Annotated in this window: 17 protein-coding genes; 5 read left to right on the forward strand and 12 right to left on the reverse strand. The window is 66.6% G+C overall.

Annotated features, from left to right (window positions below):
- Nucleotides 1-42: 42 nt before the first annotated feature.
- The 10 genes from ISF28_RS05395 to ISF28_RS05440 form a co-directional block, all read right to left on the reverse strand.
- Entirely contained in the window at nucleotides 43-909 is an 867-nt protein-coding gene (locus tag ISF28_RS05395; protein WP_198116107.1) for a head GIN domain-containing protein, read from the reverse strand.
- Between the two features lie 118 nt (nucleotides 910-1027).
- The gene (locus ISF28_RS05400; RefSeq protein ID WP_198116108.1) at nucleotides 1028-2038 is read right to left on the reverse strand and encodes a succinylglutamate desuccinylase; all 1011 of its coding nucleotides are present in this window, start codon (nucleotides 2036-2038) and stop codon (nucleotides 1028-1030) included.
- Nucleotides 2039-2042: 4 nt separating this feature from the next.
- Nucleotides 2043-6800: an NAD-glutamate dehydrogenase domain-containing protein gene (locus ISF28_RS05405; RefSeq protein WP_198116109.1), complete on the reverse strand. Its 4758-nt coding sequence runs from the start codon at nucleotides 6798-6800 to the stop codon at nucleotides 2043-2045.
- Between the two features lie 261 nt (nucleotides 6801-7061).
- On the reverse strand, nucleotides 7062-8405 hold the full coding sequence (gene astB, locus ISF28_RS05410; RefSeq protein WP_198116110.1) for an N-succinylarginine dihydrolase: 1344 nt from the start codon (nucleotides 8403-8405) through the stop codon (nucleotides 7062-7064).
- Between the two features lie 5 nt (nucleotides 8406-8410).
- Nucleotides 8411-9877, reverse strand: coding sequence for a succinylglutamate-semialdehyde dehydrogenase (gene astD, locus ISF28_RS05415; RefSeq protein WP_198116111.1), 1467 nt, complete (start codon nucleotides 9875-9877; stop codon nucleotides 8411-8413).
- Nucleotides 9870-10901: an arginine N-succinyltransferase gene (gene astA / locus ISF28_RS05420; protein WP_198116112.1), complete on the reverse strand. Its 1032-nt coding sequence runs from the start codon at nucleotides 10899-10901 to the stop codon at nucleotides 9870-9872. The genes astD and astA overlap by 8 nt, the downstream gene beginning before the upstream one ends.
- A gap of 25 nt (nucleotides 10902-10926) precedes the next feature.
- The gene (locus tag ISF28_RS05425; protein WP_198116113.1) at nucleotides 10927-11967 is read right to left on the reverse strand and encodes an arginine N-succinyltransferase; all 1041 of its coding nucleotides are present in this window, start codon (nucleotides 11965-11967) and stop codon (nucleotides 10927-10929) included.
- Between the two features lie 80 nt (nucleotides 11968-12047).
- The gene (locus tag ISF28_RS05430; protein ID WP_198116114.1) at nucleotides 12048-13289 is read right to left on the reverse strand and encodes an acetylornithine/succinyldiaminopimelate transaminase; all 1242 of its coding nucleotides are present in this window, start codon (nucleotides 13287-13289) and stop codon (nucleotides 12048-12050) included.
- Between the two features lie 263 nt (nucleotides 13290-13552).
- The gene (locus ISF28_RS05435) at nucleotides 13553-14491 is read right to left on the reverse strand and encodes a GlxA family transcriptional regulator (protein ID WP_198116115.1); all 939 of its coding nucleotides are present in this window, start codon (nucleotides 14489-14491) and stop codon (nucleotides 13553-13555) included.
- An 18-nt stretch (nucleotides 14492-14509) separates the two neighbouring features.
- Nucleotides 14510-15427 carry a DMT family transporter gene (locus tag ISF28_RS05440; RefSeq protein ID WP_198116116.1) on the reverse strand — a complete coding sequence of 306 codons (918 nt, stop codon included), beginning with the start codon at nucleotides 15425-15427 and terminating at the stop codon, nucleotides 14510-14512.
- A 113-nt stretch (nucleotides 15428-15540) separates the two neighbouring features.
- On the opposite strand from ISF28_RS05440, the gene ISF28_RS05445 reads away from it, so the two are divergent.
- The 5 genes from ISF28_RS05445 to ISF28_RS05465 all read left to right on the forward strand — a co-directional run bounded on the left by ISF28_RS05445 (nucleotide 15541) and on the right by ISF28_RS05465 (nucleotide 18989).
- Nucleotides 15541-16038 carry a MarR family winged helix-turn-helix transcriptional regulator gene (locus ISF28_RS05445; protein WP_198116117.1) on the forward strand — a complete coding sequence of 166 codons (498 nt, stop codon included), beginning with the start codon at nucleotides 15541-15543 and terminating at the stop codon, nucleotides 16036-16038.
- On the forward strand, nucleotides 16013-16294 hold the full coding sequence (locus ISF28_RS05450) for a hypothetical protein (RefSeq protein WP_198116118.1): 282 nt from the start codon (nucleotides 16013-16015) through the stop codon (nucleotides 16292-16294). The genes ISF28_RS05445 and ISF28_RS05450 overlap by 26 nt, the downstream gene beginning before the upstream one ends.
- 29 nt (nucleotides 16295-16323) lie before the next feature.
- Entirely contained in the window at nucleotides 16324-17160 is an 837-nt protein-coding gene (locus ISF28_RS05455) for an HDOD domain-containing protein (protein WP_198116119.1), read from the forward strand.
- Nucleotides 17161-17358: 198 nt separating this feature from the next.
- Nucleotides 17359-17877, forward strand: coding sequence for a porin family protein (locus ISF28_RS05460; RefSeq protein ID WP_198116120.1), 519 nt, complete (start codon nucleotides 17359-17361; stop codon nucleotides 17875-17877).
- A gap of 158 nt (nucleotides 17878-18035) precedes the next feature.
- Entirely contained in the window at nucleotides 18036-18989 is a 954-nt protein-coding gene (locus tag ISF28_RS05465; RefSeq protein ID WP_198116121.1) for an IS1595 family transposase, read from the forward strand.
- A gap of 433 nt (nucleotides 18990-19422) precedes the next feature.
- Here the strand turns inward: ISF28_RS05465 and secF are convergent, their stop codons facing one another.
- Entirely contained in the window at nucleotides 19423-20445 is a 1023-nt protein-coding gene (gene secF, locus ISF28_RS05470; RefSeq protein ID WP_198116122.1) for a protein translocase subunit SecF, read from the reverse strand.
- Nucleotides 20446-20459: 14 nt separating this feature from the next.
- On the reverse strand, nucleotides 20460-22352 hold the full coding sequence (gene secD / locus ISF28_RS05475) for a protein translocase subunit SecD (protein WP_198116123.1): 1893 nt from the start codon (nucleotides 22350-22352) through the stop codon (nucleotides 20460-20462).
- Nucleotides 22353-22387 lie beyond the last annotated feature (35 nt).

Genomic DNA, 22387 nt, shown 5'->3' on the forward strand with positions numbered 1-22387 from the left:
CGTTCAACCATCGCATGAACTGCCGGCCACGTGCCGGCTTTTTTAATTCACGACCTGGATCTGCTTCCCGCTCATGGTCCGCTGCGCCGGATTGCCGTACACGCGGATGCCGCCGGACCCGCCGTTCTGCGCGACGAGCGACTGCCGCACGTTCGCCGTGATGCCGCCCGATCCCGTCGCCGACAGGTCCGCCTGGTCGCTGACGAGGTTCGCCAGGTCCAGATGACCGGACCCGTTCGACCGCGCCACCAGGCGATGCGCGGCGCCCGCCACGCGCATCTGGCCCGAGCCGTTCAGGTTCGCCGTCACGTGCTCGCCCTGCATCTGCCCCACCACCAGCCGGCCGGAACCGATCATGCTCACGGTGCCGCCGCCGCTCTGCAGCGTCTCGGCATCGATGGTCCCCGATCCGTTCAACGCCGCATTCAGGTTGGCCACGCGGCCCGTCAACAGCAGCGAGCCCGATCCCTGCTCCGCCACGACGAGCGGCGCGCCGTTCAGGTCCTGCACGGTCAGGTGGCCGGAGCCGTTATGGCGCACGTCCGTCAGGCGCGGCACGGTATAGGTCACGCGCACGGGGTGATTGGTGCGGAACGAACGCGTCTTCTCGATGACGAGATGGTCGCCGCGCAGCTCGGTGCTGACGAACGGCAGCAGGTTGCTGTCCGCCTCGACGACCAGGGACGTCGCCGGGCCCACGCGCACGTCGACCGTGATGGTGCCGTTCACTTCCAGTCCCGGCACGGTGGCGATCACGCGTTCGTCGCGCGCGGGCATGCCGTTGCCTTCGATGGAACCGCTGGAGAACGGCGTGCGGACCTGGTAGTCGCCGTCGCCGTCCGGATTGACGATGATGGCGCAGCCGCCGAGGACGGCGCAGACGACGGCGATGACGAGCGATGTACGCATGTCGGATGTCCCTTCTTGTTGTTGGATGGCGCAAAAGCGCCGACCTTGCCACTGTAGCAAGGACATCCGGCGCCTGCCCGCGGCATGCGACAGGCGGTCGAAAACAAGGAACGAACGGTCACCAACCGGCGCGGACCACCATGATCCCGGCCCGCAGTCCGACCCGCACGTCCGGATTCGGAAACACGACATATTCTTCGTCGTGCCGAACGGTATAAACGGTATCGCCGTCGCGCGCGATGACCTCGCCCTTTTTCAACGGCGTGAAGTTCTCGGTATCGCGTCCAAAGCTCATGGTGAAGGCATCGGACAGCTTGGTGATCGACTGCGCCGTATCGAACACGATCGGCGCCTTGCCCTCGCCGGCCGTCGAACCGCGCAGCAGCCCGTGCAGCGCGTCGGCCATCGCGGCGAACTGCGACAAATCGTTCTGCCCCAGCGTGCCGATGCGCCCCAGCTCCACGGTGGTGCCCGCGGTTCCGTGCCGCTCGGCCGTCCACCAGCTGTACGTTCCGGCGGATGCCGGGTTCATGATCACGGCCTCGATGCCGCCCAGTCCCAGCCAGGCGATCAGTTCGCGCCGCGTTTCAATCGCGATCAGCTCCGGCACGATCGCGAAGCGCGGATAGCGCGAGCCGCGGATCGCCGTGTGCAGGTCGAGGTGCCAGCGGCGCGGGCCGCTGCCTTCGAAGAACGCGCCAGTCGCCGCGATCAGCGTGTCGGCCCGGCCGGCCTCAAAGGTGCCGGCCAGGTCGCCGCGCTGGTCGCGGAACATGCGGTTCAGGTCCGCGTCGATGAAACGCTTGCCGGCCGCGATGGCATCGATGTTCCCGACGCACAGCATCAGGTCCACCGCGAGTTCGGACGGTGCGCGCGACAGGGCCTCGATGGCGTAGGCCACCATCTCGATCGGGCCCGTCTCGTCGCCGTGCACGCCCACCGACAGCAGCACGGCAGGCCGGTCCGGCGTCGGTGCGGCCGCCTTCACCGTCAGCACGCCCTTCGCCGGCTGCTTGACGTCGAAGCCGGCTGCCGCGAAGCGATCTGCCACCTCGCCGAAGTCGGCCTGGGCCAGCGCCCGGATCTCCTTCGGCAGGGTACCCAACTGAGCGAACGAAGCGGCGGCCATCGCGTCAGGCCAGGTTCGCGACGGTGGTCGCGGCGGTGCCCGACGCGATACGGTCCGGGCTCGAACCTTCCGACAGCGACCACACGGCCAGCATCGCCTGTTCCAGGTCGACGGGCTGGACGTAGCCGCCGGACAGGCCCATCGCGGCCGTCAGCTCGCGCACGGCGGACTGCATGTCGCCGGTGCCGCGGCTGGCCGCCAGCACTTCCAGCAGCAGGCGCTGCTGCGTGCGGCGCAGGGCTTGCAGCGCATAGTTGCGCAGCTGTTCCTGCGACTTGCTGACGGCCGGCAGCTTGAGGCCGCGCTCCAGCGTGTCGATGCCGGCCTGCTCGCGCAGCAGCATGCCGACCTGCAGGAACTCGGCCAGCGACATGCCTTGCGGACGCTGCACCGACACGGCCGCGAACAGGAACGCCGCCAGCGATTCGACCGTGTCCACGGCCTTCCACGCCTGCACGAACGACGGCGACAGGCCCGCCTGCGTATCCGCTTCCGACTTCGCCGGCATCAGCTGGCGCAGTTGCTCCGGCTGGGCGAACAGGTTCGACAGCTCTTCCATGCCGCCGGCGCCCGCCTGTTCGGCCGGCAGCGACAGCACGCCTTCGATCACGGTGCGCAGCATCACGCGAGTGCGCGCGTCGACCGTCTGCGACACGTCGCGCGGCACGACCAGCGCGTCATGGTCCAGCGCCTCGAACACGGGCGCCAGGTGCAGCGCGGCCCAGGCCTGGCCCCACGCTTTCACGACTTCGGCGTCGTCGATGCGGTGTTCCAGCGCCAGGTCGCGCAGCATCAGCGGGCCGCAGCGGTTGACGGATTCGTTGGCCAGCACCGTCGCCAGGATCGCATTGGCCAGCGGGTGCGCCAGCGGATCGCGCGTCGCCACCAGCTGCGCCGGGAAGTAAGGTCGCAGGATGGTCTCGGCCCACGGCTGGCCGGCGAGCGGCAGCGCGGCGAGGATGCGCTTGAAGCGGTTCTTGACGTTGGCGACGACGACGGCCAGTTCCGGCGTCGTGAGGCCCAGGCCGAGGGCCTTGCGGCGCTGCAGTTCCGTTTCGCTCGGCAGCTGTTCCAGCTCGCGCGACACGGCGCCTTCCGCCTCGAGGCTGGCGATCAGCGCGGCATAGCCGTCGACCACGGCGCCGTTGCTCTGCGCCTGCGCCTCGCGCACCAGCAGGTGCGTCTGCAACGTGTTGTCGCGCAGGACCAGCTTCTCGATGTCGCTCGTCATTTCCGTCAGCAGGCGGTTGCGCTCGCCCTCGTCCAGCTGGCCCGCGTTGACTTCGGTGTCGAGCCAGATCTTGACGTTGACCTCGTGGTCGGAGCAGTCCACGCCGGCCGAGTTGTCGATCGCGTCCGTGAAGATGCGGCCGCCGGCCAGTGCGAATTCGATGCGGCCGGCCTGGGTCGCGCCCAGGTTGCCGCCTTCCGCCACGACCTTCACGCGCAGCTCGTTGCCGTTGACGCGGATGTTGTCGTTGGCGCGGTCCTTCACCTGCGCGTTGGTTTCGGTCGACGCCTTGATGTAGGTGCCGATGCCGCCGTTGTAGAACAGGTCGACCGGCGCCAGCAGGATGCGGTGCATCAGATCTTCCGGCGTCAGCGAGGTCTCTTCGATGGCGAGGGCCTCGCGCACCTGCGGCGACAGCTCGATATGGCGTGCGGTGCGCGGGAACACGCCGCCGCCTTCCGAGATCAGCTCCTTGTCGTAGTCGTCCCAGGAACTGCGCGGCAGCGCGAACATGCGCTTGCGCTCGTTGAACGACACGACGACGTCCGGATTCGGGTCGAGGAAGATGTGGCGGTGGTCGAACGCGGCCAGCACTTTCAACTGGCGCGACAGCAGCACGCCGTTGCCGAACACGTCGCCCGACATGTCGCCCACGCCGACCATCGTCACGGGGGTCGTGCTCATGTCGTGGCCCATCTCGTAGAAGTGGCGTTTCACGGCTTCGAACGCGCCCTTCGCCGTGATGCCCATCTTCTTGTGGTCGTAGCCGTTCGAGCCGCCGGACGCGAACGCGTCGCCGAGCCAGAAGCCGCGCGAGACGGCGATGCTGTTGGCGATGTCGGAGAACGTCGCGGTGCCCTTGTCGGCGGCGACCACGAGGTACGGGTCGTCCTGGTCGTAGCGGACGGTGTCGCTAGGGGGCACGATCTCGCCGCGCACGCGGTTGTCCGTCAACTCCAGCAGGCTCGCGACGAACAGGCGGTAGACGGCTTCGCCTTCGGCCGCCACGACGTCACGGGCGGCATCCTTGGGCATCTGTTTGCACACGAAGCCGCCCTTCGAGCCGGCCGGCACGATGACGGCGTTCTTGACCATCTGCGCCTTCACGAGGCCCAGCACTTCGGTGCGGTAGTCTTCCATGCGATCGGACCAGCGCAGGCCGCCGCGGGCGACCGGGCCGCCGCGCAGGTGCAGACCTTCGAAGCGGCGCGAGAACACATAGATTTCGCGGAACGGACGCGGTTCCGGCACGAGCGCCAGGTGGCTCGTGTCGAACTTGAAGATGATCTTTTCGCCGTCGTTCTGGAAGTAATTGGTGCGCACGGTCGCCATCACGAGGTCGATCAGCGCGGCCATGATTTCCTCGGTGTCCGCATGGTTGACCTGGGCCAGGCCGGCCTTCAGCACGGCCAGCTTGGCGTCGCCCGACGCGCGTTCCTCGTCCGACAGTTTAGGATCGAAGCGCAGTTCGAAACCGTCGACGAGTTCCTTCACGAGGCGCGCGCGCGGTCGCAGCGTCTCCGCCATGTAGCGGGTCGAGAACTTGCTGCCGGCCTGGCGCCAGTAGCTGATGTAGGCGCGCACCAGCTGCACTTCGCGCATCGACAGGCCGCCTTCGATGGTGAGGCCGTTCAGGCGGCCGTCTTCCGCTTCGTCGTTGAACAGCGCGGCGAACAGCTCGTCGGCGACGTCGGCGACGCCCGGCTTGGCCAGCTTGGCGGCGGAATCCGCATCGACGATCAGGCTCGTGATGTAGTGGCGCGCGCCGTCGGGCGTGTCGATCCAGAAGCTCTGTTCGCGGTCGATGGCGACGCCGGCGTTCTGCAGCGCCGGCAGGATGCGCGACAGCGACGGCACCGTGCCGGTAGAGTACAGACGCAGCGAGGTCACGCCGGCTTCGTCGGTCTCGATGCGGACGGAGATATGGCCCGGCTGGCCGTTCTCGATGATCGCGGTGGCGTCGCGGAACGCCACTTCCGGCGCCGTCGCGGCCACGTAGTTCACGGGCAGCGTGGGCAGCAGCTTGCGCAGCGCGTTGCGGATCGGGGCGTCTTCGACCGTGTCGGTCAGCGCCGTGTAGCGGTCATGCCAGCCGTCCAGCACGGACAGCAGCGGCTTCTGGATGTCGGTTTCGAGGTCGAGCGGATAGCGCGCGGCCTGGGCGATCAGGTAGACGCGGGCCAGCGGGCCGTCGGCGACGAGGGTCTGCGTGCGCACGTCGACCGCGCCCGAGCTCTCCTTCAGCGCCTGCGCCAGCGCGGCCACGACGGCGGCGCTGTAGCGCTCGCGCGGCAGGTAGACGAGGACGTTCAGGTGGCGCTGGTACACGTCGCGGCGGGCGAACACTTTCGCGCGCGGCTGCTTGTACAGCGAGACGACGGAGCTGCACACCTGGGCGAGCCAGTCCGGCTCCGCTTCCAGCGCTTCCGTGCGCGGCAGCGATTCCAGGATCTCGAGGAATTTCTCGGCGCGGAAGCCTTCCTGGCGCACGCCGGCGATGGTCAGCACCTTGGCCACGCGGCCGCGCGCGAACGGCAGGCGCGCCAGCGGCGTCGACGTGGCGGCGCGGGTGAACAGGCCGACGAAGCAGTGTTCGCCGATCGTATTGCCCTGCGTGTCGGTGTCGCGCACGCCGATGAAGTCCAGCGGCTGGTCGCGGTGCAAGGTGCCGGCCACATCGGCCTTCACGATCGACAGCGTTTCGTCGCGCTTGGACAGGATCTCGAAATCGCCCGGGATGTTCTGCAGGCAGGTGCCGTACACGGGGTGCGACGTGTCCTGCAGCACGCCGATGCGGCTCGGGATGTCGCGTTCCAGTTCGCGCGCGCCCGGCTTCACGAAGTAATAGGCGTAGCCGAACGGCTCGAAGCCTTCGTTCTTGGCCCAGTCGAGGAAGGCGGCCACTTCCTGGCCGGACGGCGTGCCCGCATTTTTCCCATTCTCGGCCGCGGCGGCGGCAACAAAGGTCATGCGGTCGGCCATGGCGACGGCGTCGCGGTGCACGATGGCGGCGTCGCGCGCGACCATCTGGATACGGCCGATCAATTCGGACAGTTCGTCCTGCGGCAGGTCTTCCGCCAGCAGGCACAGGACGTACGATTCCAGCGGCGCGCCGGCCTCGCCGACGGCGACCACGCGGCCCGCTTCGTCGCGGCGCACGGGCAGCACGGCATTCATCACGCCCGACGCGACGACGCGCTGGCGGCGCAGCGCCATCACGAACGAGTCGACGAGGTAGGGCATGTCCTCGTTCAGGATCAGCAAGGCGGTCGACATGCCGCAGCGCCCGTCCGTATAGCGCATTTGCGCGATCTGGCAGCCTGGCGTCGTGCGCTGCGCCACCTGGGCGAAGGCGTCCCACAGGATGGCGGCGAGGTTGCGCGGGTCGATGCCGGCGAGGTCGTCCTCGTCCAGGGCGCCGATCCAGGCGCCGATCAGCGCGCCCACCGTCTCGGCGGCGCCCACCGGCTTGTTCTCATTGACGAGCGCGAGGGTCTGGGTGCGCAGGTCGTGAGGCATGTCTTTGTTCATGTTAGCTTCTCCAAAAGCTGGTTGTTGCGCCGGGTTCGGCGCGGCTTGTGGCCACATGTTCCCGGCTGGTACGGACGGGGTTGTCCCGTCCAAATCTCGTGCTTCCTGTCTCCGGAAACCATTTAAGTAGGGTGGGCACCCCCGTGCCCACCATGCGTTACCGCGGCTCATGCGTCTGGTGGGCGGAGGGCCGCCCACCCTACCGCTCTGGGCACCCTGTGTCCACCATGCGTTACCGCTCACGGCATCATCATGATCCTTTTACGACAGGTCGTACAGCCCCGGCAGGCCGAGGATGCGTTCCAGGTCTTCCAGTGCGGCCGCGCACTCGATGGCGAGCTGCGGATCGGCCAGGTCCTTCGGCTCGACGCGGTCGCGGTAATGGCGCTCGACCCACGGCACGAGGCGCGCGTACAGGTCTTCCGTCATCAGCACGCCCTGGTGCATCGCGGCCGCCTCCTCGTCCGTGAGCGCGACGCGCAGGCGCAGGCACGCGGGGCCGCCGCCGTTGCGCATGCTCTGGCGCAGGTCGAATTCGATCAACTCGTCGATCGGGCCACCCGATGCCACCATCTGCTCCAGGTAGCGGGCGACGGTCGGCGTCTCGCGGCATTCGTGCGGCACGACGAGGGCCATGCCGCCGTCCGGCTTCGACAGCAGCTGGCTGTTGAACAGATAGCTGGCGACGGCGTCGGCGACGGGGACGATGCCCGTGTCCACGCGCACGGCGCGCAGGTCGGTGCCGGTCGTGCCGAGCGCGCGGCGCAGAGCATCCAGCGTCGCGGTTTCGTCGGCGAACGCCTGCTCGTGGTAGAACAGCACGTTGCCGTTGCCGACGGCGATGACGTCGTTGTGGAACACGCCCTGGTCGATCACGTCCGGATTCTGCGCCGCGAACACGGTGCGCGCCGCGTCCAGGCCATGCAGGCGGGCGACGGCCTGCGACGCTTCCAGCGTCTGGCGGGCCGGGTATTTGGTCGGCGCGGGCGCGGACGGGTCGAACTCGACGCGGCCGTAGACGAAGAACTCGACGCCGGCCGCCCCGTGGCTGCTCGCAAAGCGCGTGTGGTTGGCGGCGCCTTCGTCGCCGAACGCGGGCGTCGACGGCAGCGGATCGTGCACGACGAAACGGTCCGTGTTCGCGAACAGGGCGCGCAAGGTGCGCGTGGCCTGCACGTGTTCTTCCGCGCGGTGCAGCTTGTTGTTCAGGTTCGCCGCGGTGAAGTGCACGCGGCCGTCCGCCGTGTCGGCCGACGGGCTGACGGTGGCGGCGTTCGCCGTCCACATCGGCGCCGCGGAGTAGGCGCAGGCCAGGATCACCGGGGATTCGCGGTACGCCTGCGCCAGCACGTCGGCGTCCGTGCCGGAAAAGCCGAGGCGGCGCAGCAGGCGGAAATTCGGGCGCGCCTGCGGCGGCAGCAAGGCTTGCGCGAAACCGCGCGCGGCCAGGGCGCGCATCTTCGCGAGGCCCTGCAATGCGGCCTGGCGCGGGTTCGACGCGCTTCTCACGTTGTTGAACGAGGCCACGTTGCCGAACGAGAGGCCGGCGTAGTTGTGCGACGGGCCCACGAGACCGTCGAAGTTGAATTCGCGTGCGTTGCGCATATCGTTCAGAAAGTGAGACCGGGCGACAGCTTGGCCGGCATGTCCAGCTCGGACGTTTCGATGGAGGCGACCGGGTACGCGCAGTAATCGGCCGCGTAATACGCGCTCGGGCGATGGTTGCCCGACTTGCCCACGCCGCCGAACGGCGCGGAGCTGGCCGCGCCCGTCGTCGGCCGGTTCCAGTTGACGACGCCGGCGCGGATCTTGACCGCGAAGCGCTTCCACAGGTCTTCCGACGGCGACAGGAGCGCCGCCGCGAGGCCGAATTCGGTGGCGTTGGCGACCTCGATGGCGCGGTCGAAATCGGCCACGCGGATCACCTGCAGCAGGGGACCGAACCACTCCTCGTCCGGAATGCCCGTCGCATCGGTCACGTCGACGATGCCCGCCGTGACGAAGCCCGCGTTCGGATCCAGCTGGCGCATGCGCAGCAAGACCTTGCCGCCCTGCGCTTCCATCATCTCCTGCGCCTGCACGAGGCGGTGCGCGACGGCGGCCGAAACGACGGGGCCCATGAACGGCTGCGGGTCCGCGTTCGACGGGCCGACGGCGAGCTTGCCCGCCACGTCCACGAGGCGATCGATGAAGGCTTGTCCCTGCGGCGTGTCCTGCACGATCAGGCGGCGCGCGCACGTGCAGCGCTGGCCGGCCGAGATGAACGCGGACATGACGGCATGGTGCACGGCCGCGTCCACGTTCTGCACGTCCCACACGACGAGCGGATTGTTGCCGCCCATTTCCAGCGCCAGCATCTTGCCCGGCTGGCCGCCGAACTGTTTATGCAGCGCGACACCCGTCTGGCTGCTGCCCGTGAACAGGATGCCGTCGACGTCCGCCTGGCCCAGCGCGACGCCGGTCGCGCGGCCGCCGTTCACGAGGTTCAGCACGCCCTTCGGCAGGCCGGCCTCTTCCCATAACTGCACCGTGCGCACGGCCGTGCGTGGCGCGTATTCGCTGGGCTTGAACACGAGCGTGTTCCCGGCGATCAGCGCGGGGACGATGTGACCGTTCGGCAGGTGGCCCGGGAAGTTGTACGGTCCGAACACGGCGAACACGCCGTACGGACGATGGCGCAGCACGGCGTTGCCGTCCGCGACCTTGGTACTCGTTTCTCCCGTGCGCGCGGCATGCGACTGCACGGAGATGTCGACCTTGTTCGCCATCGTCGTCACTTCGGTGCGGGCTTCCCACAAGGGCTTGCCCACTTCCTCGGCGATGATCGCGGCGAGGTCCTCGTTGTGCTCCTTGAGCAGGTCGCGGAAGCGCCGGCAGATCGCGATGCGCTCGTCGAGCGGCGTCAGCGCCCAGCCTTCGAAGGCGGCGTGGGCGGCCTGCACGGCGCCGGCGACGTCGTCCGCCGTGGATTCGTTGCTGGTCCAGGTCTGGCGGCCGTTGGACGGATCGATCGTCGCGAGCAGCGGACCGCTGCCGGGCAGCCATTCGCCGCCGATGTAGTTAGAGACATTAGCCATTGTTCTTCCTTACATTGAGGGCCAGCGAGCGGATCGGATCGCCCGGCTGGCAATGCAGCAGTTGGAGTTCGCGCACGGATAGCGCGACCTTGCGGCCGCCGTCGCAGGCCTGGGTGAGGACCATGCGGAAATCGTCGAGCTTCGTGTTGGAGACCAGCGTGACTTCGCATTCGCTGCCAGGCTGGCCTTCCTCGGCCGCGGTCAGCACGCTGTCGCGCACGGCGCGCAGCTCGGACACGCGGCCCTGCAGCACGGGGCCCGCGTCGAAGATGTCGACGTAGCCTTCATAGTGCATGCCTTCCTGCTCCAGCAGCTTGCGCGCGGGGAGCGTGGAGCGGTGCACCTGGCCGATCACGGTCTGCGCGTCTTCCGGCAGGTACGCGACATACAGCGGCTGGCGCGGCATCAGTTCGGCGATGAACGATTTCTTGCCCAGCGCCGTGAGGCCGTCGACGTGGTTGAAATCCATCTTGAAGAAATGGCGGCCGAGGCCTTCGTAGAACGGCGACGTGCCGTCCTCCGCCTGGTAGCCGCGCATCTCGGCGATGATCTTTTCCGTGAACAGGTGCTGGAACTGGGCGATGAACAGGAAGCGGCTCTTCGACAGCCACTTGCCGTTGTGGCCCGTGCGGTATTCCGGCATCAGGAACAGCGAACACAGTTCGGTGGAACCGGTCAGGTCGTTCGACAAATACAGCGTGTCCATGCGCGTGAACACGTTCAGTTCGCGGCTCGAATGCACGAGCGTGCCGATGCGGTAGTTATAAAACGGTTCGGTCAGGCCGACGGCGGCCTTGATGGCGCACACGCCGGCCAGGCGGCCATTGGACGTGTCTTCCATCACGAACATGTAGTCGCGTTCCTCGGGCGGGATCGTCTGCGCGAACGACGCCACCGCGGTCTCGACGCGTTCGCCCAGCATGGCGCGGTCCGGCTTCAGCGTGGTCATGCCGCTGCCGACCTGGCGCGCCATCTCGATCAGCGGATCGATGTCGTTCAGGGTGATTGCGCGGATTACGAGCATGGGTTCCTCATTGTTTTCCAAGACGTCAGATGCGTACGCAGATGACGCTGTCGCCGGTCGCGACGGACAGGGCCTCGCGCGCCGCGGGCGGCAGGCAGATCGTGTCCGAGCTCTCGGCCGGGTCGCACGGCAGCACGATCGCGCGGAACTTGCGCTCGCTGCTGGCCACCGCGTAATTCACCATCGCCGCCTTGCCGCCGCGCGTGGGCGGCTGCAGTTCGGCGTTCGCGACCTTCCTCACCATCGAGCCGGAGAACGACCGCAGCGCGTGCTTGTGCGCCTGCAGGATCGGGCCGCCGTCGAAGATGTCGATGTATTCGTCGGCCTCGAAGCCCTCGTCCGTCAGCAGGTCGAACGCGAGCTGGCCGCTCGGGTGGATCTGGCCCATCACGGCCTGCGCGGGGCCGGGCAGCAGCGGCACGTACACGGGGTAGTGCGGCATCAGCTCGACGATCAAGGTGCGGTTGCGGGCGCCGCCGATCGTGCGCTCGGCGTCGAGGAAATCCATCTTGAAGAACTTGCGGCCCAGCGCGTCCCAGAACGGCGACTGGCCTTGTTCGTCGGTGACGCCGGCCAGCGGCACGAAGAAGCGGTCGCCGAAGCGGTGCGGCGCCAGCACGGCGTACAGCAAGCGGGCACGCGACAGCAGCGCCGCCTCGCGCCCGGCCGTGTCGCGGTCGCGCATGTAGAAGCCGGACAGCTGGGAATACGCCGTCAGCTCCGAGCACAAGGTCAGCGCGTGCACGCTGTGGCTGATGTTCAGGTCGCGCGAGACCTGCTGGATCACGTCGTTGCGAAACGCGAAATAAGTGCCGTTCGAGCCGGCCGACGCGTGGATCGAGGCGGTGCCGACCAGTTCGCGGCGGTCGACGTCTTCGAGCACGAACAGGTAGGACTCCTCGCTGGGGATGTCGACGTGGGCGGCGAACGACGCCACCGAACGCTCCACGAACGCGGCGATTTTTTCGCGCGTGCGCGGCAGGGTGTGCACTCCCGGCGTGGATGCGGCGAGCAGCGTCTCGAGGGCGCCGACATCCGCTGGTTCTACCGGACGAACTACGTACATGGGAACTCCCGACAAAGGCGTCAATCGGACGGAGCCGGCCGGGCTGGGGTGCCCCCCCTTCCGGCCGGGTGGTGCGGAGGTCAGCCGGCGAGGAACGCGTCGGCGGCCTGGCGCATCAGGCGATCCGCTTCGGCGATCTGCTCGTCGGAGACGATCAGCGCCGGGGCCAGGCGGACGACGTCCGGACCGGCGATCAGCAGCATCAGGCCCAGTTTTTCCGCGACCTTCGTGTAGTCTTTGGCGCGCCCTTTGTTGTCGGCGGCCATCGGCAGGCCGATGAGAAGGCCCTTGCCGCGCGGCTTGGTGAACAGCTGCGGGTAGTCGGCCGCCAGCTTCTCCAGGTTCGCCATGATCCTGGCGCCGGCTTCGCGCACGCGGGCGAGGAACGCGGGCTGGTTGATCTGGTCGATCACGTTCAGCGCGACGGTCGTCGCCAGCGGGTTGCCGCCGTACGTCGTGCCGTGCGTGCCGACCGTGAAGTGCTGGCCGATCTCGTTCGTCGTCAGCATCGCGCCGATCGGGTAGCCGTTGCCCAGCGCCTTGGCGGACGTCAGGATGTCCGGGGTCACGCCCACGTTCATGTAGTCGTACAGCGCGCCGGTGCGGCCCACGCCCGACTGCACTTCGTCGAACACGAGCAGCGCGCCCGTCTTGTCGCACAGTTCGCGCAGCGTCTTGAGGAACTCGACGTCGCCCGGGATCACGCCGCCCTCGCCCTGGATCGGCTCGACGATCACGGCCGCCACGTCGTCGCCGATCGCGGCGCGCGCGGATTCGATGTCGTTGTAGTTGATGTGGTTGATTTCCGGCGGCAGCGGCTCGAAGCCTTCGGTGTATTTCGACTGGCCGCCGACCGACACGGTGAACAGCGTACGGCCGTGGAACGAGGAATAGCACGACACGATGCGCGACTTGTGCGGGCCGAAATTGTCGTGCGCGTACTTGCGGGCCAGCTTCAGCGCGGCTTCGTTGGCTTCCGCGCCGGAGTTGCAGAAGAAGGCGCGGTCGGCGAACGTCGCTTCCGTCAGCGCGGTGCCCAGGCGCAGCACGGGTTCGTTCGTGTAGCCGTTACCGAGGTGCCACAGCGTGTTGATCTGGCGGGTCATCGCGTCGACCAGCACCGGGTTGCAGTGGCCCAGGCTCGACACGGCGATGCCGGAGGTGAAGTCGAGGTAATGCTTGCCTTCCTGGTCCCAGACGTCCAGGCCCGAAGCGCGCACCGGGACCATCGCGGCCGGCGCATAGGTCGGGACGAGCACCTCGTCGAAAGTCTGGCGTGTGACAGGCCGCGTGGTGACACCCGATTCGAGCTTAGCATTCATGACGTTTTCCTCATCCAAATTAAAGATTGCGCGGACTCCAGCAGCCGCGCCGAGCGACCCATTATAGAGAAGCCAAACCTTGCCGTTCTTTCCAAACTGCGACAGGCATTTTCATTTTTGGACGAGCAACAATTGCTCAAATTCGGGGTCAGACCCCTTTATTTTGCTTTAATTTTGCAAACTTCGCCAAAGCCGCAGGCATGATCGGCCTATGCCGGCCAACGTCGTCGAATTCGAAAAAACAGTGTGCTCTGACCCCGAATTTATTGGCTGAGCTTGCGTTGGCGTTCTTCGCGGGGGGTGTTGCCGAACAGGGCGCCGAAGGCGGTGGAGAAGTGGGAGCCTGACGAGAAGCCGCACATCAGCCCCACCTGCACGATGGAGTGGTTGGTGTCGCGCAGCAACTGGCGGGCGCGCTGCAGGCGCAGTTCGAGGTAGTAGCGCGACGGCAGGCTGCCCAGGTATTGCTTGAACAAACGCTCCAGCTGCCGCCGCGACACGCCCGCCAGCTGGGCGATGTCGTCGGTCGACAGCGGCTCCTCGATGTTCGCTTCCATCAGCGTGACGGCCTCCGTCAGCTTGGGCTGCAGCACGCCGAAACGGGCCTGCAGCGCGACGCGCTGGCGTTCGTCCGGGCCGCGCACGCGGTCCACGCACAGGATTTCCTTCACTTGCGCTTGCACCGTCGCGCCGAACAGCAGGTCGACGAGGGTCAGCGCGAAGTCGATGCTGGCCGCGCCGCCGCATGAGGTGATGCGGGCCCCGTCGATCTCGTACAGGTGCGGACTCAGCAAGGCTTGGTCGGCATGCATGTCGACGTCGGGATACAGCGACCACGGCAGCGCGGCCCGCGCACCGTTCAGCGCGCCCGCCTCGGCCAGCCACAGCACGCCGGCGCCGACGCCGCCCCAGCAGGGCGCAGCGCGGCAGCGGCCGACGACAGTGCGCAGGTTGGCGGGACGCAGGCCGGCCTCGGCCTCGTCCGCGACGAGCAGCACGAGGTGCCAGTGGCGCTGGTCGGCCGTGAATTTGTCCGGGCTGCGCACGTCCACGTGCAGGCGCCCGGGCCCCAGCATCTTGGCCGCGAGGCGCAGCGGCTGCACGAGGCCCGACCACGTCAGCGAATCCGGCTCGCCCGCATGCACGAGCAGCACGCGCAGCGGCGCCTCCTGCGCGAGACGGGACAAGTCAGCGTGCTGCATCGGACAAGACAGGGATCATCACTCGGGGGCGAGCGCGGCGGCCGGCCGGCTTTCGGCATTCCATTGACTGACTATCATACCGGAGATCAACAATGCAGCGCCGAGCCACCCGCGGGCGCCCATCGCCTCGCCCAGCCAGACGTAGGCGAAAAACGCGGCGCCGCCGGGCTCGAACGCATAGATGACGGCCGCCTCGTTGGCGCTCGTGCGCGCCTGGCCCCAGGCCTGCATCGAGATGATGGCGGCCGTGCACAGCACGCCGAGATAGGCGAAATTGAGCCAGTAATGCGCGAGGCCCTGGCCGATGTAGGACCAGTAATTCGCTCCCGCTTCCACGACGCCGATGCCGCCGCGCGGCACCTCGCGCACGAGCAGCCATAGCGCGGCGCACACGGCGACGGTGCCGATCTGCGCGGCCGTCACGCTCATCAGCCGGACGGCGCGGCGCGTGTAGATCTCCATGACCTTGATGTAGCTGCCGAACGTGAGCGCGGCCAGCAGCGCGAGCGTGTCGCCGCGGCCCCAGCCGCCGCCGCCGTCCCAGCACAGCGAGACGAGCCCGGCGATCGCGAGCAGCAATGCGACGACGATGCGGCGCTCCGGCAGGCGTCCACCGAGCAGACCGAGCAACGGCACGACGAGCACGTTCAGGCCGCAGATGAAGGCGTTGCGGTTGGAGGTCGTCAGGGCGAGACCCTCCACCTGGAACACGTAGCAGAAAAACAGCAGCAGACCGAGCGTCGCGCCCAGTGCGAGGTCGGCGCGGCGCGCGCGCCACAGGAAAGGCGTCAGCAGCACCGTCGCAATGGCGAATCGGGTCAGGATGATCCAGACGGGAGAAAAGTATGCCGTCAATTCCTTCATCGCAGGAAACGTCGTGCCCCACACGAGGACGACGACGACGAGGGCGGCGATGCCGCGCAGATGCTGGGTCATGAAGCGTTCAATAAAGCCTGGCAAGATTGCTATGGTAACGGGCGCGGGCGCAAACGGAGAAGCACGGCGCGCGAAGCAGCGGGGTCGCCCCGCGCAGAGGCTATAATCGTTTCATGGGTGAACGATATCTGAAGAGTGTGCGCCTGCTGGCCGAGTGCCTGCAAGGGTTCGAGCGCTTCGTCGCCGAACCGGTGCGCCGGCACGGGCTGACGCATCCGCAATTCGACATCATCGCCACCCTCGGCAACACGCCCGGCATGACTTACAAGGAACTGGGCGAGCGAACCCTGATCACGAAGGGGACGCTGACCGGCGTCATCGACCGCCTGGAACGGAAGGGCCTCGTGGAACGCGTGCGCAAGTGCGACGACAAGCGTTCTTTTCTCGTGCGCCTGACGGCGTCGGGGGAGTCCGTGTTCCATAATGTGTTTCCGGCCGTGGTCGCTCACGGCAAGCAGCTGTTCGCCGATTATGGCGACGGCGATTTCGAACAACTGGACCACGCGCTGCTCCGCCTGCGCACCCGGCTCGACGCGCCGGGCCTGTCCACCCAGGGCGGGCACATTCCCGCCGACGAAGGATCTTATGAAGACAGCACTGCTCGAAGGTAAAAAGCCTCCGCATTTCGACAAACACATCATCGGCAACCTGCTGCTGGACGTGGCCTCGCCCGCCGAGGTGCGCGATGAGCCGATGCTGATCGGCGTGCGCAACGAGGCCGGCGACATCTACCGCCTGATCGGCGCCGCCACCCTGAACAGCTTCATGAACGCGGTCGAGGAATTGTTCGACCTCGGCCTCATCGACGAACTGGAGGACACCGAGGAACCGAAAGACGGCTGCGACGCCATTTTCAGCGAACCTTGACGACCTGCCCGGGGGTATAATTTTTTCCCATGGACAGAATCGACGCCCTCAAGAGCATTGCCGCGCAAGCCGGGCGCGGCGACCTCCACTTCCCCACCCACGTCGACGCGACGCTGAAGCTGCAGCGCGCGCTGGCCGACCCGGACTGCCACATCGACGAAGCGGCGCGCCTCGTGCAGACGGAGCCGCTGCTGGCCGCGCGCACCGTCGCCATCGCCAATTCGGCCGCCTATAACCGCTTCGGCAACGACGTCACCAACGTCAAGGCGGCCGTGTCGCGCGTGGGTTTCCGCACGCTGGGCGCGCTGGCCGCGGCCGTCATCGTGCGCCAGCTGGCCAGCGAGATCCACGACCCGGAGTTGCGCGCCAAGGCCGACCAATTGTGGCTGCACTCGACCCACGTGGCGGCGCTGTCGCAAGTCATCGCGCGGCGCGTGTCGTTCGTCGATCCGGAAACGGCGATGTTCGCCGGCATCGTGCACGAGGTCGGCGGTTTTTACCTGCTGTCGCGTGCCGCCGAATTCCCGGGCCTGCTGGAAGGCGGCGCCGACGAATGGATCGAGCATGGCGAGACGGCCATCGGCCGCGGCGTCCTGCTCAAGCTGGGCGTGCCGGCCCCCGTGATGGGCGCCATCGAAGCGCTGTGGAACGGCATGCGCGCCCTGCCGCCGGAAACCCTGGGCGACACGCTGCTGCTGGCGAACGACCTGTCGCCCGTCCCCTCGCCCCTGCTGGAACGCGATCCGGGCATCCCCGGCGTGCAGGTCGGCGCCACCATCGACTTCGCCGTCGGCGAAGGCACCTTGAGCACGATCCTCCAGGAATCGGAGGACGAGGTCAACAGCCTCACGGCCGCCCTGGCCTGACCCCTTTTTCGCGTGTCGATACCGGCCGCCGCTTGCGCGGCCGGCGTCACTTCATGCATATGTGACTTTTCAGTCATTTACTTTCATCTTGTTACATTCCTTACCGATTAAGAACTTCTCTTAGGGAAACATGGTGCTATCTTGGCCACATTGCGATTCACGACGAATCGCGAGCCCGAGAACACTAAGGAGTGAACCATGAAAAAACTGCTGCTCGCATTGATCGCCACGTCCGCCGTCGCCGGCGGCGCCCAAGCCCAGACCACCGCACCGCACGCCTACGTCGGCATCGGCGCGGCCACCGCCGACAACAAGTCGACCGACGACTACAAGACGAACGCCAAGGTCTACGGCGGTTACGAGTTCGACCAGAACTGGGGCGTCGAAGCCGGCTACACGAACTTCGACAAGGAAAACGTCGCCGGCGGCACCGTGAAGGGTTCCGGCACCTATGTCGCCGGCAAGTACAGCATGCCGCTGGGCGAACGCTTCACCGGCTACGGCAAGGTGGGCGTCGCTTACAACGAGCGCAAGTTCAGCAGCAACCTGGGCACGCAGGTCAACAACTACGACACGGGCCTGTATGGCGGCGTCGGCGTCGAGTACAAGCTGAACGAGAAGCTGGCCGTGAACGCCGAGTACGAGCGCTATGGCAAGGACAAGGCGTTCGGCGCCAAGGCGGACGTGTACACGGTCGGCCTGAAATACGGTTTCTGATTCCCTCCCCGGACCCGGCGACGGGTCTGCTGCACCGACGTCGTCCCTGCGCGAGCACGGACGACGTTTTTTATTGGGCTGTGTTCGCGTTAGTTCTGCGAACGGAATCCGGTTGCAGCGGTCATACGCATCGTCGAGTTAACTCATGGGGAGCGGCGATGCGCAGCCTGCAGTTCGACGAAATCTTTGCCACGTTGACCGCGGTACCGTTGTCGGCAACCGACCTGGTCCGGTTGCGGGAATGGATCGCGAGCATCGCAGATCCGACGGAGTGCATCGCGCTGATCGAGACCGCGGCCAGAGGTCGGCCCTGTCCGCGCTGCGGTTGCGGCCACGTCCACCGCTGCGGCCAGGCCAGCGGCTTGCAGCGCTTTCGCTGCCTCGGCTGCGGACGCAGCTATAACGCGCTGACGGGCACGCCACTCGCGCGGCTGCGCAAAAAAGAGTGCTGGCTGACGTATCTGCAATGCATCCTGGAATCGCGCACGGTCCGTGACGCGGCGCGCGTCGTCGGCGTGCACCGCACGACCAGCTTCCGGTGGCGCCATCGCTTCGTGCCCGGCGCGATGCGCGACCGGCCTGCGACGCTGTCGGCCATCGTCGAGGCGGACGAAACGTATCGCCTCGAATCGCAGAAGGGCTCGCGCCATTTGACGCGCAAGCCGAGGAAGCGCGGCGGCGTGGCGAGACGGCGCGGCATCAATCGAGAACACGATTGCCTGCTGGTCGCGCGCGACCGCAGCGGCCAGACGCTCGATTTTCACACCGGGCGAGGTCAAGTGACGGCCGCGCAACTTGATCGCTGCCTCAAGCCGGTGTTGCCGGCCGATGTGTTACTGATCAGCGACGGTGCCGTCGCTTATCGACATTTCGCCGCGCAAGCGGGCATCACGCACGAGTGGGTGAACGTAAAGGCCGGCATCCGGGCGCGTGGCGCGATCCACATCCAGAATGTGAACAGCTGGCACAGCCGCTTCAAGAGTTGGCTGGTCCGGTTCCGTGGCGTCGCGAGCCGCTACCTGATCAATTACTCGGGATGGCAGCGCATGCTGGATGCGCGGCACCTGACGACGCCCGGGCATCTGCTCCGCGCCGCGGTCCAGCCCGGTTAGTCCATTGCAGTCGGGTTACTGAAATAACGCGAACACAGCCCAAAAAAATGCCCGCTACGAGAGCGGGCCAAGTCCAAAACTAGGGATGTCCTGAAAGAGACGAGTCCATCTTAGTGTCCGCCACCTCGGCACTCTGTGCGCTGACTCACACTCTGTTAAATTTTCCTACCCATCTGTAAAAATGCCTACGCAGGAGTATGCAAGCGGGGAGACAGACAAAAAAAACCCGCTCCTTGCGGGAGCGGGTGAAGTCCAAAACTAGGGATGTCCTGAAAGAGACGAGCCCATGGTAAGGCAGCCCCGCATGAGCGCTCTGTGCGCTGCTTCACACAAAGAAAAATCTTTTATATCAAAGCAGTGCCGTTTTGATCTACCCCATAAAGATAAAAGCCGCCACGGCCAGGCCGGGCGGCTTTGTCGGGGGCGATCGCAATCAGACGACGGCGCCGTCCGTTTCGTCCTTCGCCTTGATCGGCTTGATCAGGTCCTCGCGCTTGACGCCCAGCCACATCGCGATGGCGGCCGCCACGAACACGGACGAGTAAATACCGAACAGGATACCGATGGTCAGCGCGACCGCGAAGTAGTGCAGCGTCTCGCCGCCGAAGAACAGCATCGACAGCACCATCATCTCGGTACAGCCGTGGGTGATGATCGTACGGGAGATCGTGCTGGTGATCGCATGATCGATGACCTGGGTCACGGACAGCTTGCGCTCCTTGCGGAAGGTCTCGCGGATCCGGTCGAAGATCACGACCGATTCGTTCACGGAGTAACCCAGCACGGCCAGCACGCCGGCCAGCACGGTCAGCGAGAATTCCCACTGGAAGAAGGCGAAGAAGCCCAGGATGATCACGACGTCGTGCAGGTTGGCGATGATCGCCGCCACCGCGAATTTCCACTCGAAGCGCACGGCCAGGTAGATCATCACACCGATCACGACCATGACCAGCGCGTTCAGGCCGTTCTGCGCCAGCTCGTCGCCGACCTGCGGGCCGACGAATTCCACGCGCTGCTGGCTCAGCACTTCGGCGCCCGCCGCATTGACGCAGCTCGTGTGGGCGACGGTTTCACCCTTGGCGGTGGTCTGCTCGACCTGCTTCGGCGTACCGGATTCCGCCGCGCACAGCGCTCCAAACACCGTGGCCGACGTGCCCGAACCGGGCACGCCCTGGCGAATCGGCAGGCGCATCATGACGTCCTGCGCGGTGCCGAAGCTCGACACCTCGGGCTGCTCGTAACCCAGCTTTTCCAGCGTGCGGCGGATCTTTTCCTGGTCGGCCGCGTGCGGGTAGCGCAGTTCCATCACCGTACCGCCCGTGAACTCGACCGAGAAGTTCAGGTGCTTGGTCACCAGGAAGAACACCGCGGCGACGAAGGTCAGCGCCGAGATCACGTTGAAGATCAACGCGTGGCGCATGAACGGGATGTCCCGTTTAATCTTGAAAAATTCCATGTTCTACCCGCTCCTTATTTCTTGACGGCCGGCTTGGCGCCCGCGGCTGCCGCACCGTTGTTCCAGACGGTGCCGATGGCGATCTTGCCGAGCTTCTTCTGGCGGCCGTACCACAGGTTCACGACGCCGCGCGACACGAACACGGCCGAGAACATCGACGTGAGGATGCCCAGGCAGTGGACGACGGCGAAGCCGCGCACGGGGCCCGAACCGAACACCAGCAGCGCCAGGCCGACGATCAAGGTCGTCACGTTCGAGTCGAGGATGGTCGCCCAGGCGTGGCTGAAGCCGGCCGCGATCGATGCCTGCGGCGTGTTACCCGCACGCAATTCCTCGCGGATGCGCTCGTTGATCAGCACGTTGGCGTCGATCGCCATACCGAGCGCCAGCGCGATTGCCGCGATACCCGGCAGGGTCAAGGTCGCGCCCAGCATCGACAGCAGGGCCAGCAGGAACAGCAGGTTGCAGGCCAGCGCCAGGACGCTGAAGAAGCCGAACAGCTGGTAGTAGATCATCATGAAGATGGCGATCGCCACGAAGCCCCACAGCGTCGAATGCAGGCCCTTGGCGATGTTCTCGGCGCCCAGCTGCGGGCCGACGACGCGCTCCTCGACGAATTCCATCGGTGCCGACAGCGCGCCGGCGCGCAGCAGCAGCGCCAGCTCGGCGGCAGCCTGCGGGCTGGCCATGCCGGTGGTCTGGAAGTTCGAACCGAATTCGCTCTGGATGGTCGCGACCTGCAGCACGGTGTACTTGCCTTTTTCCTTCAGCAGCGTGGCCATGCGCTTGCCGACGCGCTCGCGCGTCATGGCGCGCATCTTGCGGCCGCCGTCGGCGTTCAGCTCGATGCTCACCGCCGGACGCTGGTTCTGGTCGAAGCTGGCGACGGCGTTGACGACCGAGTCGCCGGAGACGAGGACGTCCTTCGACACGACGACCGGCGCGCCCGGGCCTTCGGTGAACAGTTCCGAATTCAGCGGGATCGCGGCGGACAGTTCGGTGCCCGGGGTGACGGTATCGTCGGTCACGCGGAATTCCAGCGTGGCGGTGCGGCCGATGATGTCCTTCGCGTGGGCGACGTCCTGCACGCCCGGCAGCTGGACGACGATGCGGTCGCGGCCTTGCTGCTGGATCACGGGCTCGCTCACGCCCAGTTCGTTGATGCGCTTGCTCAGCGCGCTGATGTTCTGCTTGACGCCCTGCTCCACCGCGCGTTGCAGCGCTTCCGGCTTGAGGGTGACGAGCAGCTTGAGGTCGGTGCCGTCGGCGGCTTCCGCAAACGCCAGGTCGGGATTCTGGCCGGCCAGCAGGTTGCGTGCCTCGGTACGGGTGGCTTCGTCGCGGAACTTGATCTCGATATTGTTGCCGACGCGTTCGATGCCGGCGTGACGCACGTTCTTTTCGCGCAGCTCGGTGCGGACGCTGGACAGGACGTTCTTGATGCGCGTTTCCTGCACGGCCTTGGCATCCACCTGCAGCAGGAAGTGCACACCGCCGCGCAAGTCGAGGCCGAGGTTCAGCGGCTTGGCGTTCAGGGCCTGCATCCAGGCAGGGGTGTTCTTGACCAGGTTGACGGTGACGATGTAGTCGGGGTCGGCCGGGTCACGGTTCAGGTCGCGCTCCAGCGCCGCCTTGGCCTTGAACTGGATGTCCGGGGTCGCGAAGCGCGCACGCACGGCGCTCCTGTCGCCCGAACCTTCCAGCGCCACGCCGTCGGTGGGAATACCGTCGCGCTTGAGCGCGTCGGCAACCTGACTGACCGTGTCGCTGTTGATCTTGACTGTCGCCTTGGACGTCGTCACCTGCAACGCCGGCGAATCGACGAAATAGTTGGGCGCCGTGTACAGCAGGCCGAGCAGCACTGCCACAAGGATCAGTATGTATTTCCAGAGGGGGTAACGATTCATGATGTTCCAGCGGTCAGGATCGGGCGGGAAGCGCG

The organism is Massilia rhizosphaerae, assembly GCF_016093545.1.
In the GTDB taxonomy this organism is placed as follows: Bacteria; Pseudomonadota; Gammaproteobacteria; order Burkholderiales; family Burkholderiaceae_D; genus Telluria; species Telluria rhizosphaerae.

Coding starts and splice junctions, on each gene's coding strand:
- ISF28_RS05395 (WP_198116107.1), bottom strand. CDS start 909: ATGCGTACATCGCTCGTCATCGCCGTCGTCTGCGCCGTCCTCGGCGGC.
- ISF28_RS05400 (WP_198116108.1), bottom strand. CDS start 2,038: ATGGCCGCCGCTTCGTTCGCTCAGTTGGGTACCCTGCCGAAGGAGATC.
- ISF28_RS05405 (WP_198116109.1), bottom strand. CDS start 6,800: ATGAACAAAGACATGCCTCACGACCTGCGCACCCAGACCCTCGCGCTC.
- astB (WP_198116110.1), bottom strand. CDS start 8,405: ATGCGCAACGCACGCGAATTCAACTTCGACGGTCTCGTGGGCCCGTCG.
- astD (WP_198116111.1), bottom strand. CDS start 9,877: ATGGCTAATGTCTCTAACTACATCGGCGGCGAATGGCTGCCCGGCAGC.
- astA (WP_198116112.1), bottom strand. CDS start 10,901: ATGCTCGTAATCCGCGCAATCACCCTGAACGACATCGATCCGCTGATC.
- ISF28_RS05425 (WP_198116113.1), bottom strand. CDS start 11,967: ATGTACGTAGTTCGTCCGGTAGAACCAGCGGATGTCGGCGCCCTCGAG.
- ISF28_RS05430 (WP_198116114.1), bottom strand. CDS start 13,289: ATGAATGCTAAGCTCGAATCGGGTGTCACCACGCGGCCTGTCACACGC.
- ISF28_RS05435 (WP_198116115.1), bottom strand. CDS start 14,491: ATGCAGCACGCTGACTTGTCCCGTCTCGCGCAGGAGGCGCCGCTGCGC.
- ISF28_RS05440 (WP_198116116.1), bottom strand. CDS start 15,427: ATGACCCAGCATCTGCGCGGCATCGCCGCCCTCGTCGTCGTCGTCCTC.
- ISF28_RS05445 (WP_198116117.1), top strand. CDS start 15,541: ATGGGTGAACGATATCTGAAGAGTGTGCGCCTGCTGGCCGAGTGCCTG.
- ISF28_RS05450 (WP_198116118.1), top strand. CDS start 16,013: ATGAAGACAGCACTGCTCGAAGGTAAAAAGCCTCCGCATTTCGACAAA.
- ISF28_RS05455 (WP_198116119.1), top strand. CDS start 16,324: ATGGACAGAATCGACGCCCTCAAGAGCATTGCCGCGCAAGCCGGGCGC.
- ISF28_RS05460 (WP_198116120.1), top strand. CDS start 17,359: ATGAAAAAACTGCTGCTCGCATTGATCGCCACGTCCGCCGTCGCCGGC.
- ISF28_RS05465 (WP_198116121.1), top strand. CDS start 18,036: ATGCGCAGCCTGCAGTTCGACGAAATCTTTGCCACGTTGACCGCGGTA.
- secF (WP_198116122.1), bottom strand. CDS start 20,445: ATGGAATTTTTCAAGATTAAACGGGACATCCCGTTCATGCGCCACGCG.
- secD (WP_198116123.1), bottom strand. CDS start 22,352: ATGAATCGTTACCCCCTCTGGAAATACATACTGATCCTTGTGGCAGTG.